General features: G+C 71.5%; 19 protein-coding genes. 9 read left to right on the top strand and 10 right to left on the bottom strand.

The window, feature by feature from the left end; genetic code table 11:
• Nucleotides 1-360: 360 nt before the first annotated feature.
• Nucleotides 361-1,011, bottom strand: coding sequence for a DNA-3-methyladenine glycosylase (locus tag ABZX30_RS18695; protein ID WP_355934743.1), 651 nt, complete (start codon nucleotides 1,009-1,011; stop codon nucleotides 361-363).
• A gap of 138 nt (nucleotides 1,012-1,149) precedes the next feature.
• On the opposite strand from ABZX30_RS18695, the gene ABZX30_RS18690 reads away from it, so the two are divergent.
• The 3 genes from ABZX30_RS18690 (at nucleotide 1,150) to ABZX30_RS18680 (ending at nucleotide 3,190) form a co-directional block, all read left to right on the top strand.
• Complete coding sequence (locus tag ABZX30_RS18690) at nucleotides 1,150-1,932, top strand: sporulation protein (RefSeq protein WP_355934741.1); 783 nt, start codon at nucleotides 1,150-1,152, stop codon at nucleotides 1,930-1,932.
• Between the two features lie 51 nt (nucleotides 1,933-1,983).
• Nucleotides 1,984-2,523, top strand: a complete 540-nt coding sequence (locus tag ABZX30_RS18685) for a YbhB/YbcL family Raf kinase inhibitor-like protein (protein WP_355934739.1) — start codon at nucleotides 1,984-1,986, stop codon at nucleotides 2,521-2,523.
• 154 nt (nucleotides 2,524-2,677) lie between these two features.
• Entirely contained in the window at nucleotides 2,678-3,190 is a 513-nt protein-coding gene (locus ABZX30_RS18680) for an HNH endonuclease (protein WP_355934737.1), read from the top strand.
• A 73-nt stretch (nucleotides 3,191-3,263) separates the two neighbouring features.
• Here the strand turns inward: ABZX30_RS18680 and ABZX30_RS18675 are convergent, their stop codons facing one another.
• From ABZX30_RS18675 to ABZX30_RS18665, 3 genes are all read right to left on the bottom strand, one after another.
• A complete protein-coding gene (locus ABZX30_RS18675) occupies nucleotides 3,264-4,214 on the bottom strand; it encodes an SPFH domain-containing protein (RefSeq protein ID WP_355934735.1) in 951 nt (316 codons plus the stop codon).
• A 128-nt stretch (nucleotides 4,215-4,342) separates the two neighbouring features.
• Nucleotides 4,343-4,774 (bottom strand): NfeD family protein, encoded by a 432-nt coding sequence (locus tag ABZX30_RS18670; protein ID WP_355934733.1) that lies wholly within the window; start codon nucleotides 4,772-4,774, stop codon nucleotides 4,343-4,345.
• A 48-nt stretch (nucleotides 4,775-4,822) separates the two neighbouring features.
• On the bottom strand, nucleotides 4,823-5,620 hold the full coding sequence (locus ABZX30_RS18665; protein ID WP_355934731.1) for an ABC transporter ATP-binding protein: 798 nt from the start codon (nucleotides 5,618-5,620) through the stop codon (nucleotides 4,823-4,825).
• A gap of 149 nt (nucleotides 5,621-5,769) precedes the next feature.
• Between ABZX30_RS18665 and ABZX30_RS18660 the strand changes: the two genes are divergently transcribed.
• Nucleotides 5,770-6,558 carry a hypothetical protein gene (locus ABZX30_RS18660; RefSeq protein WP_355934729.1) on the top strand — a complete coding sequence of 263 codons (789 nt, stop codon included), beginning with the start codon at nucleotides 5,770-5,772 and terminating at the stop codon, nucleotides 6,556-6,558.
• A gap of 144 nt (nucleotides 6,559-6,702) precedes the next feature.
• Here the strand turns inward: ABZX30_RS18660 and ABZX30_RS18655 are convergent, their stop codons facing one another.
• The 3 genes from ABZX30_RS18655 to ABZX30_RS18645 form a co-directional block, all read right to left on the bottom strand.
• Complete coding sequence (locus ABZX30_RS18655; RefSeq protein WP_355934727.1) at nucleotides 6,703-6,951, bottom strand: chaplin; 249 nt, start codon at nucleotides 6,949-6,951, stop codon at nucleotides 6,703-6,705.
• Between the two features lie 114 nt (nucleotides 6,952-7,065).
• Complete coding sequence (locus ABZX30_RS18650; RefSeq protein WP_355934725.1) at nucleotides 7,066-7,707, bottom strand: response regulator transcription factor; 642 nt, start codon at nucleotides 7,705-7,707, stop codon at nucleotides 7,066-7,068.
• A complete protein-coding gene (locus tag ABZX30_RS18645) occupies nucleotides 7,700-8,845 on the bottom strand; it encodes a GAF domain-containing sensor histidine kinase (protein WP_355934723.1) in 1,146 nt (381 codons plus the stop codon). The genes ABZX30_RS18650 and ABZX30_RS18645 overlap by 8 nt, the downstream gene beginning before the upstream one ends.
• Nucleotides 8,846-9,084: 239 nt before the next feature.
• On the opposite strand from ABZX30_RS18645, the gene ABZX30_RS18640 reads away from it, so the two are divergent.
• The 3 genes from ABZX30_RS18640 to ABZX30_RS18630 all read left to right on the top strand — a co-directional run bounded on the left by ABZX30_RS18640 (nucleotide 9,085) and on the right by ABZX30_RS18630 (nucleotide 11,916).
• Entirely contained in the window at nucleotides 9,085-9,780 is a 696-nt protein-coding gene (locus ABZX30_RS18640) for an SDR family NAD(P)-dependent oxidoreductase (RefSeq protein ID WP_355934721.1), read from the top strand.
• On the top strand, nucleotides 9,777-10,856 hold the full coding sequence (locus tag ABZX30_RS18635; protein ID WP_355934719.1) for an S-adenosylmethionine:tRNA ribosyltransferase-isomerase: 1,080 nt from the start codon (nucleotides 9,777-9,779) through the stop codon (nucleotides 10,854-10,856). Before ABZX30_RS18640 ends, ABZX30_RS18635 begins: the two co-directional genes overlap by 4 nt.
• A 307-nt stretch (nucleotides 10,857-11,163) precedes the next feature.
• The gene (locus tag ABZX30_RS18630) at nucleotides 11,164-11,916 is read left to right on the top strand and encodes a transglycosylase SLT domain-containing protein (protein ID WP_355934717.1); all 753 of its coding nucleotides are present in this window, start codon (nucleotides 11,164-11,166) and stop codon (nucleotides 11,914-11,916) included.
• 92 nt (nucleotides 11,917-12,008) lie between these two features.
• Here ABZX30_RS18630 and ABZX30_RS18625 read toward each other — a convergent pair whose 3' ends face one another.
• Nucleotides 12,009-14,561 (bottom strand): FHA domain-containing protein, encoded by a 2,553-nt coding sequence (locus ABZX30_RS18625; RefSeq protein WP_355934715.1) that lies wholly within the window; start codon nucleotides 14,559-14,561, stop codon nucleotides 12,009-12,011.
• A gap of 240 nt (nucleotides 14,562-14,801) precedes the next feature.
• Here ABZX30_RS18625 and ABZX30_RS18620 point away from each other — a divergent pair, with 240 nt between their 5' ends.
• Together ABZX30_RS18620 and serB are read left to right on the top strand one after the other, a co-directional pair.
• Entirely contained in the window at nucleotides 14,802-16,682 is a 1,881-nt protein-coding gene (locus ABZX30_RS18620; RefSeq protein WP_355934713.1) for a streptophobe family protein, read from the top strand.
• A 186-nt stretch (nucleotides 16,683-16,868) separates the two neighbouring features.
• Nucleotides 16,869-18,092 carry a phosphoserine phosphatase SerB gene (serB, locus tag ABZX30_RS18615; protein ID WP_355934711.1) on the top strand — a complete coding sequence of 408 codons (1,224 nt, stop codon included), beginning with the start codon at nucleotides 16,869-16,871 and terminating at the stop codon, nucleotides 18,090-18,092.
• 134 nt (nucleotides 18,093-18,226) lie between these two features.
• Here the strand turns inward: serB and ABZX30_RS18610 are convergent, their stop codons facing one another.
• Both ABZX30_RS18610 and ABZX30_RS18605 read right to left on the bottom strand, forming a co-directional pair.
• Nucleotides 18,227-18,745, bottom strand: a complete 519-nt coding sequence (locus tag ABZX30_RS18610; RefSeq protein WP_355934709.1) for a histidine phosphatase family protein — start codon at nucleotides 18,743-18,745, stop codon at nucleotides 18,227-18,229.
• 126 nt (nucleotides 18,746-18,871) lie between these two features.
• Nucleotides 18,872-19,078, bottom strand: a complete 207-nt coding sequence (locus tag ABZX30_RS18605) for a hypothetical protein (protein WP_355934707.1) — start codon at nucleotides 19,076-19,078, stop codon at nucleotides 18,872-18,874.
• Between the last annotated feature and the right edge of the window lie 162 nt (nucleotides 19,079-19,240).

Genomic DNA, 19,240 nt, shown 5'->3' with positions numbered 1-19,240 from the left:
GAACGGTCGCTTCCTTTGTACTCACCCGAGAGACTCTCTCGCGGCTTTCCTCCGGGCGCTTCCCTTCGGTCTTGCGTTTCCGACTCTATCAGATCCTTTCGGCGTCCGATTCCCGGTCGGCGGGTGTGCCGGAGACCTTCTCGCTTTCGCTCGTCGGCCTTTCGACATTCACTACGTTAGCCGATTCCCTCGCGAACTCATAATCAAGTTCCGCGGGTTCGAATTCGGGCGTGCGGACACGTCGAAGTCGTCCCCGACAGAGGGGGGAGACATAGGTAGTGGTTTGGCCGCTCCGGCTGCTGGCGAACGCCGTACCCGGTTCAGCGGCTTGGGCCACATTACGCACCTTCCCCACGCGAGTCAACTTCGACGGCGGCGTGGCACGTGGGCGCGGTAGGGACTCACGGTCGGGTCGTCCGCGATCCAGAAGCGCCAGGGGTGGATGTCCCCGTTGCCCCCGTCGCCGGCCACTCCGGTACGCGGACCGTTCCGTACCTGGTCGTAGGGGGCAGGGGTGCCGGTCACGATCCGCAGGAGCGTCTGCCCGGTGGCGCAGGCGTCCGTGCCGTCGAGGGCGCGGTCCACGCCCAGGGCCGTGGCGAGGCGGGCGGGGCCTTTGGCGAGTTCCCTGTCGTTGCGGGCCGAGAGTCGACGCTTGCGAGCCAGCTCCGCGCCTTCGATGATCTCGCCGGCCCGCAGCAGGACCGCGCTCGCGGTGCCCTCGGGGCCGCACACCAGGTTCATGCAGAACCACATGCCGTAGGTGAAGTAGACGTACACGTGTCCGGGCGGACCGAACATCACGTCGTTGCGGGGGGTGCGGCCGCGATAGGCGTGGGAGCCGGGGTCGTTCATGCCGTCGTACGCCTCGACCTCCGTGATGCGCACCGCGATCGGGCCGTCCGGCGTCGTGCGGACGAGGACGCGGCCGAGCAGGCCGGGTGCGACCTCGAGGACGGGCCGGTCGAAGAACTTCCTGGGCAGGGGCGTACGGTCCGAGGGCGCGATCATGGCGTCCGAGCGTAGTCCAGACGGGTGGATCCCAAGGACTGGTCAAGGTTCTGTCCGCTTGCCAGGGTGAGGGCGCGGAACCGGTCGTGCGTCGATCGCGTTTCTAGGGATCAAGGATCCGTACGCAAAGGGAGAGTCATGGCGTTCAAGAAGCTGCTCGCGAGCCTCGGGGCCGGCGGGGCTTCGGTCGAGACGGAGCTGGCCGAGGTCAACGTGGTGCCCGGTGGTGTCGTCCAGGGCGAGGTGCGGATCCAGGGCGGGTCCGTGAACCAGAACATCGAGGGTCTGTCCGTCGGCCTGCAGGCGCAGGTCGAGGTGGAGAGCGGCGACGAGGAGTACAAGCAGAACATCGAGTTCACCAAGCTCCGGCTCGGCGGGGCCTTCGAGCTGCAGGCCGGGGCCGTGCACGCGGTGCCGTTCGGGCTGGAGATCCCGTGGGAGACGCCGATCACGATGATCGACGGGCAGGCGCTGCGCGGGATGCACATCGGTGTGCGGACCGAGCTGGAGATCGCGCGCGCGGTGGACTCGGGTGACCTCGACCCGATCAACGTGCACCCGCTGCCGGCGCAGAAGGCGATCCTGGACGCCTTCATCCAGCTGGGCTTCCGCTTCAAGAACGCGGACATGGAGCGCGGTCACATCCGGGGCACGCGCCAGCAGCTGCCGTTCTACCAGGAGGTCGAGTTCTACCCGCCGTCGCAGTACCGGGGTCTGCACCAGGTCGAGCTGAGCTTCGTGGCCGACGAGCACGCCATGGACGTGGTGCTGGAGATGGACAAGAAGCCGGGGCTGTTCAGCGAGGGCAGCGACACCTACCGGTCCTTCCAGGTGGGACTGCACGACTACCACGGGACCGACTGGGCCGGCTACCTCAACCAGTGGCTGTCCGAGGTCGGGAGCAAGCGCAACTGGTTCTAGGGCCCTAGGCTCGAAAGCCACTGACTCCAGAACCGTTCAGGAGGTACCGAGGTGACCGAGCTCAAGCGGCGGCCGCTCCCCCATGACTTCCACCCGCCCGTGCCGTCGTTCACGGTGACGAGCGAGGACGTCCAGGAGGGCGCGACGCTCAAGGACGCTCAGGTCCACGCGGCCGGCAACACCTCACCGCAGCTGCGGTGGGAGGGCTTCCCGCCCGAAACCAAGAGCTTCGCCGTGACCTGCTACGACCCCGACGCCCCTACGGGCAGCGGGTTCTGGCACTGGGTCGTGTTCGACATCCCGGCCTCGGTGACCGAGTTGCCGGCGGGTGCGGGCGGCGGCACGTTCCAGGGGCTGCCCGAGGGGGCCGTGCACGCGCGGAACGACTACGGGACGAAGGACTTCGGCGGTGCCGCGCCGCCGCCCGGGGACGGACCGCACCGCTACGTCTTCACCGTGTACGCGGTGGACCAGGCGAAGCTCGGTCCGGATGCCGACGCCTCGCCCGCCGTGGTCGGTTTCAACCTGCGGTTCCACACGATCGCGCGGGCCCAGCTCATCGGTGAGTACGAGCACCCTCAGAAAGGCTGACTGAGCCCAGCGTTCATGGAACGTTTGCCCGCCTCTGGTCTTGGAAGTGATCAGAGGCGGGCATTTTTTATTGCGTTGTCCATCTCGGCGCGCCCGTCCAGAGTTGATCCAAGCCCGCCGGGGGGTGGGCCGGTGCACATGGGAGGTGGGCTGGATGCGTGACACGCTGGTGCTGAACGCGAGCTTCGAGCCGCTGTCGACGGTGACTTCGAACCGAGCCGTCGTGCTGGTTCTCCAGGCCAAGGCCGTCGTCGAGCAGGCCCACCCCGAACTGCGCATGCGGGGCGCCGATGTGGACATACCCGTGCCCCGGGTGATCCGGCTGTGCAGGTACGTACGGGTGCCGTTCCGAAGACAAGCACCGTGGTCGAGGCGGGGTGTGCTGGTCCGGGACCGGCACCGGTGCGCGTACTGCGGCCGCCGGGCGACGACCGTGGACCACGTGGTGCCGCGGGCGCAGGGCGGGCAGGACACGTGGCTGAACACGGTCGCCGCGTGCGCGGAGGACAATCACCGCAAGGCCAACCGGACACCGGAGGAGGCGGGTATGACGCTGCTACGGGCACCGTTCGAGCCGACCCCCGCCGATGCGATGCTGCTGGCTCTGGGACAGGAGGACCTGGGGGCGTTGCCCGAGTGGCTGGCGCACGTCGCGGCCGCTGCCTAGGGCCGTCACGGTGGTACGTGAGTGGGGCCCGCCTTCTCCACGAAGGCGGGCCCCACTCAGCGTACGCGGCGAGTCAGTCGATCGACGGCTTCTCGCGGCGCTGGTCCGGGACGTTGCCGGAGCCGTTGCCGCCGCTCGAACCGCCGCCCATCGGGTTGAAGTTGCCCATCGCGCCGGACAGTCCCTTGAGGGCGTCGCCGATTTCGCTGGGGACGATCCAGAGCTTGTTGGCGTCGCCCTCGGCGATCTTCGGGAGCATCTGGAGGTACTGGTAGGAGAGGAGCTTCTGGTCGGGGTCTCCGGCGTGGATCGCCTCGAAGACCGTGCGGACGGCCTGCGCCTCGCCCTCGGCGCGCAGGGCCGCGGCCTTGGCCTCGCCCTCGGCGCGCAGGATCTGGGACTGCTTCTCGCCCTCGGCGGTGAGGATGGCGGCCTGGCGCGTACCTTCGGCGGTGAGGATCGCGGCGCGCTTGTCACGGTCGGCGCGCATCTGCTTCTCCATCGAGTCCTGGATGGAGGTGGGCGGTTCGATGGCCTTGAGCTCGACCCGGTTGACGCGGATGCCCCACTTGCCGGTGGCCTCGTCGAGGACGCCGCGCAAGGCCGCGTTGATCTCCTCGCGGGAGGTCAGGGTCCGTTCGAGGTCCATGCCGCCGATGATGTTGCGCAGGGTGGTGACGGTGAGCTGCTCGATGGCCTGGATGTAGCTGGCGACCTCGTAGGTGGCCGCGCGGGCGTCGGTCACCTGGTAGTAGATGACGGTGTCGATGTTCACGACCAGGTTGTCCTGGGTGATCACCGGCTGCGGCGGGAAGGGCACGACCTGTTCACGCAGGTCGATGCGGTTGCGGATGGTGTCGATGAACGGGACGACGATGTTGAGGCCCGCGTTCAGTGTCCGTGTGTAACGGCCGAAGCGCTCGACGATGGCGGCGCTGGCCTGTGGAATGACCTGGATGGTCTTGATCAGGGCGATGAAGACCAACACCACCAGAATGATCAGGACGATGATGACCGGTTCCATCGTTTCCCCGTACCCTTCTCCGCCTCGGCGCCTTGGAAGATCCCATGGCTGTTGAAGATCTTGCTGGTCGAGTCTGACAGACCGTCGCGCAACTCGTGAGGTGTTCGGTCCAGTTGAGTCCTGCGAGGTCAGATGACAATCGCGGTGGCTCCCTCGATGTCCACGACGTCCACCTCCTGGCCCACCTCGTAGGCGCGTTCGGAGTGCAGGGAGCGCGCGGACCACACCTCTCCGGCGAGCTTGATCCGGCCGCCGGAGCCGTCGACGCGTTCCAGGACGACGGCTTGCCTCCCCTTCAACGCGTCGATGCCCGTGACGAGTTGGGGGAGTTGGCTGCCGTGCCGGGCCGCGATGGGCCGGACTACGGCGATGAGGGCGACCGAGACGATGACGAAGGTGAGGACCTGGATCACGACCCCGAGGCCGAGGCCGGCGACGACCGCGGCCGCGACGGCGCCCACCGCGAGCATGCCGAACTCGGGCATGGCCGTGACGACGAGAGGGATTCCGAGCGCTGCCGCGCCGACGAGCCACCACACCCATGCGTCGATGTCGTTCACATGGTCATGGTAGGGCCGCCGGTCTGTCACGGACAGGGCGCACCGGGGTCAGGACAGGGGCAGTCCGTGGGCGGTCCAGCGGTCGCCGACCTGCTCGACGACGAGGGGGAGTCCGAAGCAGAGGGAGAGGTTGCGGGAGGTGAGCTCGAGCTCCAGCGGGCCCGCGGCGAGGACCTTGCCCTGACGGATCATGAGGACGTGGGTGAAGCCGGGGGCGATTTCCTCGACATGGTGGGTCACCATGATCATGGAAGGGGCGATGGGGTCGCGGGCGAGGCGGCCGAGGCGGCGGACCAGGTCCTCGCGGCCGCCGAGGTCGAGGCCTGCGGCGGGCTCGTCGAGGAGCAGCAGTTCGGGGTCGGTCATCAGGGCGCGGGCGATGAGGGTCCGCTTGCGCTCGCCCTCGGAGAGGGTGCCGAAGCGGCGGTCGAGGTAGTCGCTCATGCCGAGGCGGTCGAGGAAGGCGCGGGCGCGCCGCTCGTCGATCTCGTCGTACTCCTCCTGCCAGCCGGCCGTCATGCCGTACGCGGCGGTCAGCACGGTCTGCAGGACGGTCTGGCGCTTGGGGAGCTTCTCGGCCATGGCGATGCCGGCCATGCCGATGCGGGGGCGCAGTTCGAAGACGTCGGTGCCGGGCTTGCCGAGGGTCTCGCCGAGGATGGTGGCGGTGCCCTTGCTGGGGAAGAGGTAGCTGGAGGCGACGTTCAGGAGGGTGGTCTTGCCGGCGCCGTTGGGGCCGAGGATGACCCAGCGCTCGCCCTCCTTGACCGACCAGGAGACCTGGTCCACCAGAGCCCGGTCCTCGCGGACCACGGATACGTCCTGAAGCTCCAGAACATCGCTCATGAGCGCGTTGTCTCCCCTTGCAGTGTGCCGGTCTCGGCTGTCGCGTACGCCTGTGGCTCGGTCCGCCGCGCCGGTGGGCGCAGCCCTTATGAAATCTACGCCACGAGTGCGGCGCTCCATTCCATCGGTCCGGTCCTTAGGGTGGTGGCATGCTCTCGGAACCACGTTCAGGACGGCTTGCCGCCTGGGGAAATGCCCTCCTTGCCGGGCTTGTCTCACCGGACGACGCGGTGCTCGCCATCGTCGGGGAGGACGCCGTCCACCGGGTGGAGGGGTTGCCGGGCGAGTCGGTGCCGGTCGGTCTCACGCTCGCGCTGGGGCGGCTGCGGGCGCTGGGGGTGACCGGGCTGCGGGTGGCACTGCCCCGGCCCGGTCATCCGCTGGGGCTGAGCGGGCCGCCGGAGTTCAACGCGCGGGCTCTGGACTCGGAGGAGGCGGTGATCGGTCACGGTGCCGCGCTCGGGCTGGTGCCGGAGGTGTACGAGGCCGGGCCGTCCGGTGATGTGCATGTCGAGGTGGAGTGGCACGTGCTTCCCGTGCGGGAGGCTCCGCCGGCCGATGTGCCGTCGCTGGGCGAGGCCGAGCGGGAGCTGGCGGAGGCCCTGCGGGAGGCGACCGGGGTGCTGTCGCGGCTGGACGTGGCCGGGTCGGGCCCGGTGGCGGAGGCGGCCATCGACGCGTACCGGGCCCGCGCGGAGCGGGGGCGCCAGGTGCTGGCGCCGGGGTATCCGCCCAGGGCGGTGCGGGTGCTGGAGCTGGCTCAGCGGGTGGGCTTGCTGGTCTCGCTGGCGTACGACAACGGACACGGGGGTGCGGTCAGCTCCGCTGAGATGGCGGCGCGGGCGGAGGCGCTGCGGCCGGTCGAGCGGACGGCTCGGCGCGCGCAGGTCGCGGCGTACAACTCCGTGGTGGAGGAGCGGGAGCGGGGGGCTCGCTGAGCGGGCCTTGTCCGGTTGGCCGAGTCGGTGTGGGTGCCGCTGGGGACCGCCGTCCCCAGGCCCCCGCTTCGGCCTGAACGGCCTCGTCCGCTCTGGCAGGCCCCCCGGTGCACGCGGGGGGCCTGGGTCCTGGTCGGTCGGGACTCAGTGGTTGAGGCCCAGGTTGCCGAAGGCCGGGTTCAGCACGCCGATGACGTTCACGCTGTTGCCCACCGCGTTCACCGGAACGTGCGCCGGGACCTGGACGACGTTGCCCGAGACGACACCCGCCGAGCGCTCGGCCCCGCCGCCCGCCGTCGCGCCGCCGGTGGTGGCGGAGGCCATTCCGGCACCGGCGGCGATCAGGCCCCCGGCCACCATCGTCACGGCCGCTGCCTTCTTCAGGTTCTTCACTTCTTCGTCCCCTCCTGAGTGAGCTCCGCGGCAGTTGCCGCGGACGCACTGGAGAACGCCGGAGATCGCCGGAGGGTGCGCCACCGGAGTGACATTCCCGCGATGGTATGAATCTCAGCCCGTCACACCATGACGTACCGCCCACAACGCCGCCTGCGTACGGTCCGCCAGGTCGAGTTTCATCAGGATGTTCGAGACGTGGGTCTTGACGGTCTTCTCGGAGAGGACCAGGGCACGGGCGATCTCACGGTTGGAGCGGCCGTCGGCTATCAGGCCGAGCACCTCGCGCTCCCGTTCGGTGAGCGAGCCGCCCCTGCCCTGGCCCGAGTTGGCCTGCTCCTGGGACAGCAGGGCGTCGGCGACCTCGGGCTGGAGCAGGATGTGGCCGGCGTGGACGGAGCGGATGGCTCCGGCGAGCGCGTCGGGGTCGACGTCCTTGTACACGTAGCCGGCGGCGCCCGCGCGCAGGGCCGGGACCACCGTGCGCTGTTCGGTGAAGCTGGTGACGATCAGCACGCGTGCGGGGTTGTCGAGTTCGCGGAGCCTGCGCAGCGCGTCGATGCCGTCCATGCCCGGCATCTTGACGTCCATCAGGACCACGTCGGGCCGCAGTTCCTCGGCGCGGTCGACTCCCTGGGCGCCGTCGGCCGCCTCGCCCACCACCTCGATGTCGTCCTGGACCTCCAGGAAGGTGCGCAGTCCCCGGCGGACGACCTGGTGGTCGTCGACGAGCAGCACCCTGATCGCCTCAGCCACCGGGCACCTCCATCTCGATCGCGGTGCCCTTGCCGGGCGCCGATTCCACGGTGAGTACCCCGCCGACGCCGCTCGCCCGGTCCCGCATGGAGACCAGGCCGAGGTGGCGCCCCGCGCGGCGCACGGACTGCGGGTCGAAGCCGCGGCCGTCGTCGGTGACGCGCAGGACGGCTCCGCGGCCGCGCCGGTCCACGGTCACCTCGACGTGCTCGGCCCCGGAGTGCCGCAGGGCGTTGTGCAGGGCTTCCTGGGCGACGCGCAGCATGGCCTCCTCCTGGGCCGCGGGCAGGGCGCGGAACCCGCGGGCGGCGAACGTCACGCGTGCGCTGTGGGCGCGGTCGAGGACCTGTGTCTGGGTGCGCAGGGTGGCGACCAGGCCGTCCTCGTCGAGGGCCGCGGGACGCAGCTCCACGACGGCGGCGCGCAGTTCGTCGGCGGCCTCGGCGGCGAGCGCCGCCACCTGGTGCAGCTCGCCCTTGGCGCGGCCCGGATCGCGGTCGACGAGTGCGGCCGCCGCCTGGGCGGTCAGACGCAGGGAGAACAGCTTCTGGCTGACCGCGTCGTGGAGCTCGTGCGCGAGGCGCGAGCGTTCCTCGGCGATGGTCAGTTCGCGGCTGCGCTCGTAGAGACGGGCGTTGGTGAGGGCGATCGCGGCGTGCTGGGCGAGGATGGCGAGCAGTTCCTCGTCCTCTTGGGTGAAGCCGCAACCGCCCGCGGGTTTCGGGCAGTTCTTGTTCGCCAGGAACAGCGCGCCGATGACCTCCTCGCCGTCCTTGACGGGCAGGCCCAGGAAGTCGGACATCTCGGGGTGCGCGGAGGGCCAGCCCTCGAAGCGCGGGTCGGTGCGCACGTCGGCGAGGCGCTCGGGGCGGGCCTCGTCCAGCATCGCGGCGAGGATGCCGTGCCGGCGCGGGAGCGGCCCGATGGCCTTCCACTGGGCGTCGCTGACGCCGTCGACGACGAACTGGGCGAAGCCGCCGTGGTCGTCCGGGACTCCGAGGGCGGCGTACTGCGCGTCGAGCAGCTCGCGGGCCGAGGCGACGATCGTCTTGAGGACGTCGCGCACCTCGAGGTGCCTGCTCATGGCCAGCAGCGCGGAGCTCACCGCGGCGAGGCCGGACCTGGGGCCGTGACTCATGACCTCACGGTACCGGCGGGGTGCGACAGCGCGGATGGGACCGACGGAGGCATCGGCGGGGCCGGTGGGTCTAGGTCCGGCGGCGTAGGCCGGCGGCCTAGGACGCGGGTCCCGGGCCGGCGGCGTAGGGCGAAGGGACCCCTCGCACCGGGGCCCGCGTCCGAGGCGGCCGGGACCGTGCCGTTCCTACGGTGGGGTCACCGCCGACGGAGGCGGACGGGAACGAGGGGACGGTTGTCATGCCGGTAGGGATCATCACGGGGGCCTCGAAGGGGCTGGGGCGGGCGCTCGCCGAGGCGCTGGCCGCGCGGGGCTGGGACCTGGTGCTGGACGCCCGCGGTGCCGGGGCGCTCGGTGCGGCGGCGCAGGCCCTGGCCGGGTACGGCACGCGGGTGGAGGCGCTGGCGGGGGACGTCACCGAGGCCGGGCACCGGGCCGAGCTGGTGGCCGCCGCGGCCGGACTGGGCGGTGTGGACCTGCTGGTGAGCAATGCGAGCGCGCTGGGCGCCGAACCGCTCGTCCGGCTGGAGGGACTGCCGCTGGAGGGGCTGCGGCGTGCTCTGGAGGTGAACGTGGTCGCCGCGCTGGGGCTGGTCCAGGAGGCGCTGCCGCTGCTGCGGAAGTCGGCGGCGGGCACGGTGATCGCGGTCAGTTCGGACGCGGCCGTGGAGGCGTACGGGACGTGGGGCGGCTACGGGGCGTCGAAGGCGGCTCTCGACCAGCTGGTGGCGGTGCTCGGCGCGGAGGAGGCCGGGCTGCGGGTGTGGGCGGTCGACCCCGGGGACATGGCCACGGACCTGTACGCGGCGGCCGTACCGGGGGACAGCGATCCGCGTCCGGCGCCGGCCGGTGTCGTGCCGGCCTTCCTGCGGCTGCTGGACGAGCGGCCGGCGAGCGGGCGGTACGCGGCGCCGGCTCTGGTGGAGGGGCGATGACGACCGCGGTGGAGGTTCCGGAGGAACTGTCGGCGCGGGTACCGGCCGAGCAGCGGGGGCCCGGCCTCGACCGGGATGCCGTGCGGCTGCTGGTCTCGCGTGGCACCGAGGTGAGGCACCACGGGTTCGCGGAGCTGCCGCGGCTGCTGCGGGCCGGGGACCTGCTGGTGGTGAACACCTCGCCCACGCTGGCCGCCGCGGTGGACGGGCGGATCGGGCACGCGCGCGTGGTGGTGCACTTCTCCACCCGGGGGGACGACGGACGGTGGGCGGTCGAGCTGCGCAGTCCCGACGGGCGCGGCACCACGCGCCCACGGCCGGGCGGGTCCGCGGGTACCGAGGTGGGGCTGCCGGGCGGGGCGCGGCTGGTGCTTCAGGAGCCGCTGAGCGGGCGCGGCGATCGGCTGTGGTGGGCCCGGCCGGACGGTGCGGAGGTCCTCCGGGTGCTGCGGGAGCACGGGCGGCCCATCCGGTACTCCTACACGGAGCGGGACCAGCCGCTGTCCGCCTACCAGACGGTGTTCGCGCTGCCGTCCGGTGACGGGGCGGGCAGCGCGGAGATGCCGAGTGCCGCGCGGCCCTTCACGGCGCGGCTGGTGACGGAGCTGGTGAGCCGGGGGGTGCGGTTCGCGCCGATCACGCTGCACACGGGGGTGGCGTCCGCGGAGGCGCACGAGCCGCCGTATCCGGAGCGGTTCGCGGTGCCGGAGGCGTCGGCGCGTCTGATCAATGCCGTGCGGGGCGGCGACGGGCGGGTCATCGCGGTCGGGACGACGGCCGTGCGGGCCGTGGAGTCGGCGGCCGGTCCGGACGGGACGGTGCGGGCGGCACGGGGGTGGACCGATCTGGTGGTCACTCCCGCGCGCGGGGTGCGGGTCGTCGAGGGGCTGCTGACCGGGCTGCACGAACCGCAGGCCTCGCATCTGCTGATGCTGGAGGCGGTGGCGGGGCGGGCGGCGGTCGACCGCGGTTACGCGGAGGCGCTGCGGGGGCGCTACCTGTGGCACGAGTTCGGCGACGTGCACCTCATCCTCCCGGAGGAGGGCCCTCACACAGAGGATTGCTTCAGCAACTGATGGTGAGGAAACCCTGAGGCCAATGTGAGCCCGCACATAGGACGCACATCACGTACGAACGGACATAGAAGATAAAGAGTACGTCCATGAACGGGGCAGACGTTCAAGTCTGTCCTGTTTTGCCCTACCCGATCCACTATCCAGGGTCGTACGTCACACCTTTGCCTGTCCGTTTTGCGGCCGCTAAGAATTGCGTTCGTCGCTCAGCGCCGTGGGTTTCGCCCCGCGGCGTTCGTGCGGGAAAAGGAACCGATTCCCCCGCAAGCCCGAGAGCGACCTCCGCGCGATTCGAAGAGGTCCATCACCCATGCCCCAGAACTTCCACATCCGTCGTCTCAGTCCGGCCCTGACCAAGCACCGCAAGATCGCTGTCGCCGGCGTCTCCACCCTCGGTGCCGCCGCCATCGCCTTCTCCGCGGTGCCGAGCAGTGCCCACACGGTCACCACGGGCGCCCCGCAGTCCGCGCCCCGGGTCGCCTACAGCTCCGAGCGGATCCAGGACGTCAAGGGCACCGTCACCGACCAGCTCGCCGCCGAGACCGTGAAGGTCGAGACCATCAAGGCGAAGAAGACCGCGCTGGACGCGGCCGCGAAGCAGGCCGCCGCGAAGAAGGCCGCCGCCGCTGCCGCCGCCAAGAAGGCCGCCCAGCAGCGCGCCGCCGAAGCACGCACCGTGCAGGCGGCCGCGAACAGGTCCGCCGCGCGTGCCGCCGTCAAGCCGGCCGCCGCGAAGACCTACGCCAACAACCTGGACGGCTGGATCCGGCAGTCCCTGGACATCATGAAGGCCAAGGGCATCCCGGGCAGCTACAGCGGCCTGCACCGCAACATCATGCGGGAGTCCTCCGGCAACCCCCGCGCCATCAACAACTGGGACATCAACGCCATCAACGGCATCCCGTCGAAGGGCCTGCTCCAGGTCATCCAGCCGACCTTCAACACGTACCACGTGCCCGGCACCTCGTGGAACATCTACGACCCGGTCGCCAACATCACGGCCGCCTGCAACTATGCCGCCCACCGGTACGGCTCGATGGACAACGTCAACAGCGCGTACTGAGGTCGGCGCGGACCTCTCCAGCACGCAACAGCCGGAAGGGCGGCACCCCGTCGCGGGGTGCCGCCCTTCGTCGTCGTACGGGCCGGGCGCGGTTACTTGCGCATGACCTCGGGCTCGTGGCGGCGCAGGAAGCGGGCCACGAGGAAGCCGCAGAGCACGCCGAGGGCGATCAGCGCGGCCATGTCCATGCCCCAGGCGGAGGCCTGGTGGTCCCACAGCGGGTCCGTGTTGGCCGGGTCGTCGGCGTTGGGGGCGATGTTGTTGAAGTCCAGCGTGGTGCCGGCGGCGGCCACCGCCCAGCGCGACGGCATCAGGTACGAGAACTCGTTGACGCCGAGCGTGCCGTGCAGGGTGAACAGGCAGCCGGTGAACACGACCTGGATGATCGCGAACATGACCAGCAGCGGCATGGTCTTCTCGGCGGTCTTCACCAGCGAGGAGATGACCAGACCGAACATCATCGAGGTGAAGCCGAGCGCCATGACCGGCAGGCACAGCTCGAACAGCGTGGAGCCGCCCAGGACGAGGCCCCGGTCGGGAATCTCCCGGCTGGAGAAGCCGATCAGGCCGACCATCAGGCCCTGCAGCACGGTGACCGCGCCCAGCACGACCACCTTGGACATCAGGTACGCCGACCGGGACAGGCCGGTCGCCCGCTCCCGCTCGTAGATGACCCGTTCCTTGATCAGCTCACGCACGGAGTTCGCCGCCCCCGCGAAGCAGGCGCCCACGGCGAGGATCAGCAGGACCGTGGTCGCCGTGCCGTTCGGGACGGGCACGTGTGTCCTCGGGTTCACCGGATTGACCAGCAGGCCCCGGTCCGAGTCGATCAGCAGGCTGACCGCCCCGAGCACCGCGGGCAGGATCACCGTCAGCGCCAGGAAGCCCTTGTCGGAGGCGATGACCGCCACGTACCGCCGGATCAGGGTCATCAGCTGCGAGCCCCAGCCCTGCGGCTTGGGCGGCTTCATCGCCTGCGGCGGAGGCATGTGTACGGACTGCGGGGCGACGGCGTCGATGTCCGCGGCGTACATCTGGTAGTGCTGCGAGCCCTTCCAGCGCCCCGCCCAGTCGTAGTCGCGGTAGTTCTCGAAGGCGGAGAAGACGTCGGCCCAGGTGTCGTAGCCGAAGAAGTTCAGCGCCTCCTCGGGCGGGCCGAAGTAGGCCACCGCGCCGCCCGGCGCCATCACCAGCAGCTTGTCGCACAGCGCCAGCTCGGCCACCGAGTGCGTGACGACGAGGACCGTACGGCCGTCGTCGGCGAGGCCGCGCAGCAGCTGCATCACATCGCGGTCCATGCCTGGGTCGAGGCCGGAGGTCGGCTCGTCCAGGAAGATCAGGGACGGCTTGGTGAGCAGTTCCAGGGCCACCGAGACGCGCTTGCGCTGGCCTCCGGACAGGGAGGTGACCTTCTTGTCCTTGTGGATGTCCAGCTTGAGCTCGCGCAGCACCTCGTCGATGCGGGCGTCGCGCTCGGCGGCCGTGGTGTCGGCCGGGAAGCGCAGCTTGGCCGCGTACTTGAGGGCCTTCTTGACGCTTAGCTCCTTGTGCAGGATGTCGTCCTGCGGGACCAGACCGATGCGCTGGCGCAGCTCGGCGAACTGCTTGTACAGGTCGCGGTTGTCGTACAGGACCTCGCCCTCATTGGCGGGCCGGTAGCCGGTGAGCGCCTTCAGCAGGGTGGACTTGCCGGAGCCGGACGGGCCGATGACCGCGATCAGGGACTTCTCCGGGACACCGAAGGAGACGTCCTTGAGGATCTGCTTGCCGCCGTCGACCGTGACGGTCAGGTGGCGGGCCGAGAAGGAGACCTCACCGGTGTCGACGAACTCCTCGAGCCGGTCGCCGACGATGCGGAACGTGGAGTGGCCGACGCCGACGATGTCGGTCGGGCCGAGCAGCTGCGTGCCGCCCTTGGCAATGGGCTGGCCGTTGACGTACGTGCCGTTGTGCGAGCCCAGGTCGCGGATCTCGAAGCGGCCGTCGGGCGTGGCGTGGAACTCCGCGTGGTTGCGGGAGACCTGGAGGTCGGAGACGACCAGGTCGTTCTCCAGGGCACGGCCGATGCGCATCACGCGGCCCAGGGAGAACTGGTGGAACGTGGTCGGGCTGCGGTCGCCGTAGACCGGCGGCGCCCCCGCGCCACCACCGGGCACCTGCTGCGCGTGACCGTCGGCCGAGCCGCTCTGCTGCTGCGGAATCCGGTGCGGAACCGGCGCGGCCTGCTGCGGCTGCTGCCAGCCGGCCTGCGCGACGTGCGGCTGGGGCGCCTGCTGCGGCGGGGCCTGCTGGACCCAGCCCGGGCCCGCGCCCTGGGCGGCGTACGGCTGCTGGGGCTGCGCGGCCGCCGCGGCGCCGGAGAGGCTCAGGCGCGGTCCGTCGGTCGCGTTGCCGAGGTGCACCGCCGAGCCGGGGCCGATCTCCGTGGGATGCGGGATCCGCCGGCCCTGCACGAACGTGCCGTTGGTGCTGCCGTGGTCCTCGATCACCCAACTGCGGCCGTTGTGGCTGACCGTGGCGTGCCGCCAGGAGACCCTGGCGTCGTCGAACACGATGTCCCCCTGCGGATCGCGTCCGAGTGTGTAGGTCCGGGACGCATCGAGCGTCCAGGTCCGTCCGTTTGATTCCAGTACGAGTTCCGGCACTCCACGCCCCACTGAGTTGTCCCCCGAGTTACCCCCGTCGCAGGGAGTCTAGGGATGTCGAACATCGTGGGGAACTATTCCAGGCTCCGCCCTCTGACCGAAAGTCGGGCCTTGCGAAGAGCGCCCGTGAACGCTTCAACTCATCCCGTTGACGGGGTTGAAACCGGGCCGGAGAGTGGTAATCCCCCGCGAGGGGGACACGCGCGGCCGCCGGCCGCGCCGCGGATCGGGGGGTCTGCCATGAGCGCTGCCGCGGGATTCGGGACCGCGCGACACGGCACGAGGCTGCCGTGGGGCGACATCCTGCTGTCGGCGATCGCCGCCGTCAGCTGGGCATTGACCGGGATGGCGGGTACGGCCGCGCTCGGGCTGCACCTCCTGGGGGCGGACACGGCGGGCTCACTGGGCCCGATGACCGCGGCCGTCGTGGCGCTGGGGGCCGGTGGTTCGGTCTCCCCCTCCGGCGACGTGTCGGCGTTCGGCCTCAAGGGCGCGCAGGCGCACACCGCCATAGAGATCACGCCACTCGGAGTGAGCCTGGTCGGTGCCCTGCTGCTGTCGTGGTTCTTCCTGCGGTCCCTGCGCGCGGCCCACGGTGTCATCACCCCCGCCGAACTCCTCGCGCGCGCGGGCGCGGTGGCGGCGCTGTTCGTGGCGGTGCTGGGCGGTCTGGCCTGGGCGGGGCACGACGTCATCACCATCGACGGCGGCTCGCTCGGGCTCGGCGGTCCGCCGGGCGCGGGCAGCGGCGGTGATGGTGGTGGGGCCGGCGGCGGGGTCGGCATCCCCGGTCTCGGCGGCCTCGGGGACATCGGCGGGCTGCTCCCCGACCGGATCGGCGACCTGATCCACGCCAAGGCGGCGGTCGGCTTCACCGTGGACACCGCGCCCACGGTGCTCGGCGGCCTCGGCTGGTGCGCCGGAGTCCTGCTGATCGCGCTGCTCGCCTCGCGCCGCACCCCGCTGCCGAGCGGCTGGGAGGCGGTGCACCGGGTGGTACGGCCCGCGGCCTCGGCACTCGTCACCGTGCTCCTCGTGGCCGTGGCGGCGGGCCTCGCCGCGGCCGGGTACGCGGCGATCGGCGACGACCACCCGGCGCGGATCGCGGGCGCGGCGCTCCTCGGCGCGCCGAACGGGGTGTGGCTCGGCGTGCCGATCGGCCTGTTCGTGCCGTGGGACGGCAAGGCGACGGGCGCGCTGGTGGGACTGCTGCCCGACCCGCTGGACCGGCTCCTCGGTCCCGGATCCGGCCGGCCGGTGACGCTGGGGAGTCTCGCCGGCCTGGACGGGCGGGTGTGGCTGCTGGGGGTCGCGGCGGCGTCGATGATGCTGCTGGCGGGGGTGCTGACGGCGGTGCGGACTCCCGGGTCGGCCGTATCCGGTACGGCCGGGTCCGGCGCGACCGGATACGGCGCGACCGGTTTCGTGGCGCGGTGTGCGGTGCGGCTGGGCGTCGCCACCGCGCTGACGCTGCCGCTGCTGGCCTGGCTGGCCGACGTCTCCGTGGACGCCTCGCTGTCCGTGCTGGGCTTCGACGCGTTCGGGGCGGGCGTCGAACTGCACGGCCGTCTGGGCACGGCTCTGCTCCTCGGGGCCGCGTGGGGCGCGGGCACGGGGGCCGCGGGAGCCCTGCTGGCCCTGGTGTCCGGGGCGACGGGCCGCGGGGCGACGGGTCGGGGGGCGACGGTGCCGGCACCGGGTGACGCGGCGCGTGGGGGTGCGGGTCACGGGGACGGTACGGGCTTCGGGGACGGTACGGGTACCGAGGCCGTCGCGGGTACCGAGGCCGTCGCGGGTTCCGGGGCCGGCTCCGGGTCCGGGCCCGCCGGGCATGCGGGACGTTCCGGCTCTTCGGGCCGGACCGGCCCGTCGGGGCCCTACGCCCCCGGCACGCCGTACCGTCCGCCGAACCCGGCCACCAATCCCTATCTGCGGGTCCCGGAGGAGTTGCGGGACCCGCGGGACGCCCCGGGTGCGCACGGTCCCGGGGAGCCGTCGGCCTCCGGCGACGTGCACGGCGCACCGACCGTGGCCCGGCCGTTCGGTCAGCCTCCGCCTCCGCCACCGCCGCCACCGCCGTCCCGCCCGCCGCGTCCCCCGGGGAAACGGGACGGTCGGTGAGGCGACGGGCCGCGCACTCGGGTGCGCCGGAGGCGGGAGCGGCCGCAGGCTCGGGGCCCGGCCTCCGCGCACCGGCCGTGGCCCGCCCGTCGGGAGCCGGCAACCGGAGCGACACTCACTGTTCCCTGTCCGATGGTCGGACCAGGCGGGCGGGGGGCACTGGGTGCCGGATACGGTGGAGGCACCATGAGCGCTTCGCAGACCTCCGCCTCACTGACCTCCGGGGTCCCCACCCTCCTCGTCAAGATCTTCGGCAAGGACAGGCCCGGCATCACGGCCGGCCTCTTCGACACCCTCGCCGCCTTCTCCGTCGACGTCGTAGACATCGAGCAGGTCGTCACGCGTGGCCGCCTGGTGCTGTGCGCGCTCGTGACGCAGCCGCCCCCCGCGCTGGAGGGTGACCTGCGGGCCACCGTGCACAGCTGGGCCGAGTCGATGAAGATGCAGGCGGAGATCATCTCCGGTCGGGGCGACAACCGTCCGCGTGGTCTCGGACGCTCCCTGGTGACCGTCCTCGGGCACCCGCTCACCGCCGAGGCGACCGCCGCGATCGCGGCTCGGATCGCCAAGGCCGGCGGCAACATCGACCGTATCTTCCGGCTCGCCAAATATCCGGTGACGGCGGTGGAGTTCGCGGTGTCCGGCGTGGCGACCGAGCCGCTGCGCACCGCCCTGGTCACCGACGCGGCGGCGCTCGGCGTGGACGTCGCGGTGGTGTCGGCGGGGCTGCACCGGCGCGCGCAGCGCCTGGTGGTGATGGACGTGGACTCCACGCTGATCCAGGACGAGGTGATCGAACTCTTCGCCGCGCACGCCGGCTGCGAGGACAAGGTCGCCGAGGTGACGGCGGCCGCGATGCGCGGGGAGCTGGACTTCGAGCAGTCGCTGCACGCGCGCGTGGCCCTGCTGGAGGGCCTGGACGCCTCGGTGGTGCAGAAGGTGCGGAGCGAGGTGCGGCTGACTCCGGGGGCCCGCACCCTGATCCGGACGCTGAAGCGGCTCGGCTACCAGGTCGGTGTCGTCTCGGGTGGCTTCACGCAGGTCACCGACGATCTGAAGGAGCGGCTCGGGCTGGACTTCGCCCAGGCCAACACGCTGGAGATCGTCGACGGGAAGCTGACGGGCCGGGTCACCGGCGAGATCGTCGACCGGGCGGGCAAGGCCCGGCTGCTGCGCCGGTTCGCCGCGGAGGCCGGGGTCCCGCTGTCCCAGACGGTGGCGATCGGGGACGGCGCCAACGACCTGGACATGCTGAACTCGGCGGGGCTGGGCGTGGCCTTCAACGCCAAGCCGGTCGTCCGCGAGGCCGCGCACACCGCGGTGAACGTGCCCTTCCTGGACACGGTCCTGTACCTGCTGGGCATCACCCGCGAAGAGGTCGAGGCGGCGGACACGCACGACGAGGGCTGAGCCGCCCCGCACCGCCCCGGTCATGCCGCGTACGCGGGAGGGCCCGGCATCGTCCGGGATGCATCAACAGCATCCGTCCGGGTGCCGGGCCCTCCCGCGCGTGCCGTCATGCGGCGGCGGTCACGGGCGGGGTGTCACTCGGAGGGAGCCCAGTAGTCCACAAGCGTGGCCGTGCCCGGTTCCAGGCTCTTCCAGGAGCCGGTGAAGGTCAGCACGGCGAACGCGGCGGCGGGGAAGCCGCGGCGGTTCATCCGTTCACGGGCGCCGTCCTCGGCGGAGGCGGCCAGGATGTCGGCGAGTCCGTGGATACCCGGGTTGTGACCGATCATGATCGCGTTCTGCGTGTCGTCGCCGACTTCGTTCAGCACGGCGATCAGCTCGCCGGGTGAGGCCTCGTAGACCCGCTCCTCATAGATGGTTTTCGGCCGCTCCGGGAGCTCGTGGACGGCCAGCTTCCAGGTCTCGCGGGTCCGGACGGCGGTGGAGCACAGGGCCAGGTCGAGGTGGATGCCGGTGTCGGCCAGCTTGCGACCGGCGACCGCGGCGTCCATGCGGCCCCGCTCGGCGAGTGGCCGCTCGTGGTCGTTCACCTGTGGCCAGTCGGCTTTCGCATGCCGGAAGAGGACGATCCTGCGGGGTTCTGCGACGCTCATGGCACCCAGCTTCGCATGAAACAGGCCATGAGGCGCAGGGAGTTGACATGCGGATTCACCGATGCGGGGCGTCCCGCCGCCGGCCGGCCGGACCTGGCGGTGGCCTCCCGGTGGCCTCGCGACGGCCTAGCGGGTGACCAACTCCTGTACCCGTTCGAAGAGATGGGTGAGAGCCGGGTCACCGGTGGCGGCCTGGGCGTCCGACGGGTTGAGTATCAGCATCAACAGGGAGACGAAGGCGAGCGCGGGCAGGGCGAGGGCCCACCAGGGCAGCCGGATGTCGACGCCGCCCGTGGTCGCCGGGTGGGTACGGGTGTGCGTACGGGCCGGCATGCTCGCCTCCGCGGGTCTTCGAGTGGTCCGTGGTCCGCCGGTCGCGGCCACGTCTCGAAGCTACGGAATCCGGGCCCGCCGGCCCATCCGGTGACCCACCCACTTGACCCTGACCCTGGCCCCCTAGGGGATGGGGGGCCAGCACCACCATGGCGGCCGGGG

The sequence above is a fragment of the Streptomyces sp. NPDC004542 genome (assembly GCF_040610035.1).
In the GTDB taxonomy this organism is placed as follows: domain Bacteria; phylum Actinomycetota; class Actinomycetes; order Streptomycetales; family Streptomycetaceae; genus Streptomyces.
Note: the sequence above shows the minus strand (reverse complement) of the source record. Positions and strands in the feature narration are given on the sequence as shown.

Bases quoted from the DNA above. Each gene is read 5' to 3' on its own strand.
- ABZX30_RS18645 (WP_355934723.1), bottom strand. From the start codon at position 8,845: ATGAGTCACGGCCCCAGGTCCGGCCTCGCCGCGGTGAGCTCCGCGCTG.
- serB (WP_355934711.1), top strand. From the start codon at position 16,869: ATGAGCGCTTCGCAGACCTCCGCCTCACTGACCTCCGGGGTCCCCACC.
- ABZX30_RS18640 (WP_355934721.1), top strand. From the start codon at position 9,085: ATGCCGGTAGGGATCATCACGGGGGCCTCGAAGGGGCTGGGGCGGGCG.
- ABZX30_RS18695 (WP_355934743.1), bottom strand. From the start codon at position 1,011: ATGATCGCGCCCTCGGACCGTACGCCCCTGCCCAGGAAGTTCTTCGAC.
- ABZX30_RS18630 (WP_355934717.1), top strand. From the start codon at position 11,164: ATGCCCCAGAACTTCCACATCCGTCGTCTCAGTCCGGCCCTGACCAAG.
- ABZX30_RS18690 (WP_355934741.1), top strand. From the start codon at position 1,150: ATGGCGTTCAAGAAGCTGCTCGCGAGCCTCGGGGCCGGCGGGGCTTCG.
- ABZX30_RS18665 (WP_355934731.1), bottom strand. From the start codon at position 5,620: ATGAGCGATGTTCTGGAGCTTCAGGACGTATCCGTGGTCCGCGAGGAC.
- ABZX30_RS18680 (WP_355934737.1), top strand. From the start codon at position 2,678: ATGCGTGACACGCTGGTGCTGAACGCGAGCTTCGAGCCGCTGTCGACG.
- ABZX30_RS18660 (WP_355934729.1), top strand. From the start codon at position 5,770: ATGCTCTCGGAACCACGTTCAGGACGGCTTGCCGCCTGGGGAAATGCC.
- ABZX30_RS18635 (WP_355934719.1), top strand. From the start codon at position 9,777: ATGACGACCGCGGTGGAGGTTCCGGAGGAACTGTCGGCGCGGGTACCG.
- ABZX30_RS18605 (WP_355934707.1), bottom strand. From the start codon at position 19,078: ATGCCGGCCCGTACGCACACCCGTACCCACCCGGCGACCACGGGCGGC.
- ABZX30_RS18610 (WP_355934709.1), bottom strand. From the start codon at position 18,745: ATGAGCGTCGCAGAACCCCGCAGGATCGTCCTCTTCCGGCATGCGAAA.
- ABZX30_RS18675 (WP_355934735.1), bottom strand. From the start codon at position 4,214: ATGGAACCGGTCATCATCGTCCTGATCATTCTGGTGGTGTTGGTCTTC.
- ABZX30_RS18620 (WP_355934713.1), top strand. From the start codon at position 14,802: ATGAGCGCTGCCGCGGGATTCGGGACCGCGCGACACGGCACGAGGCTG.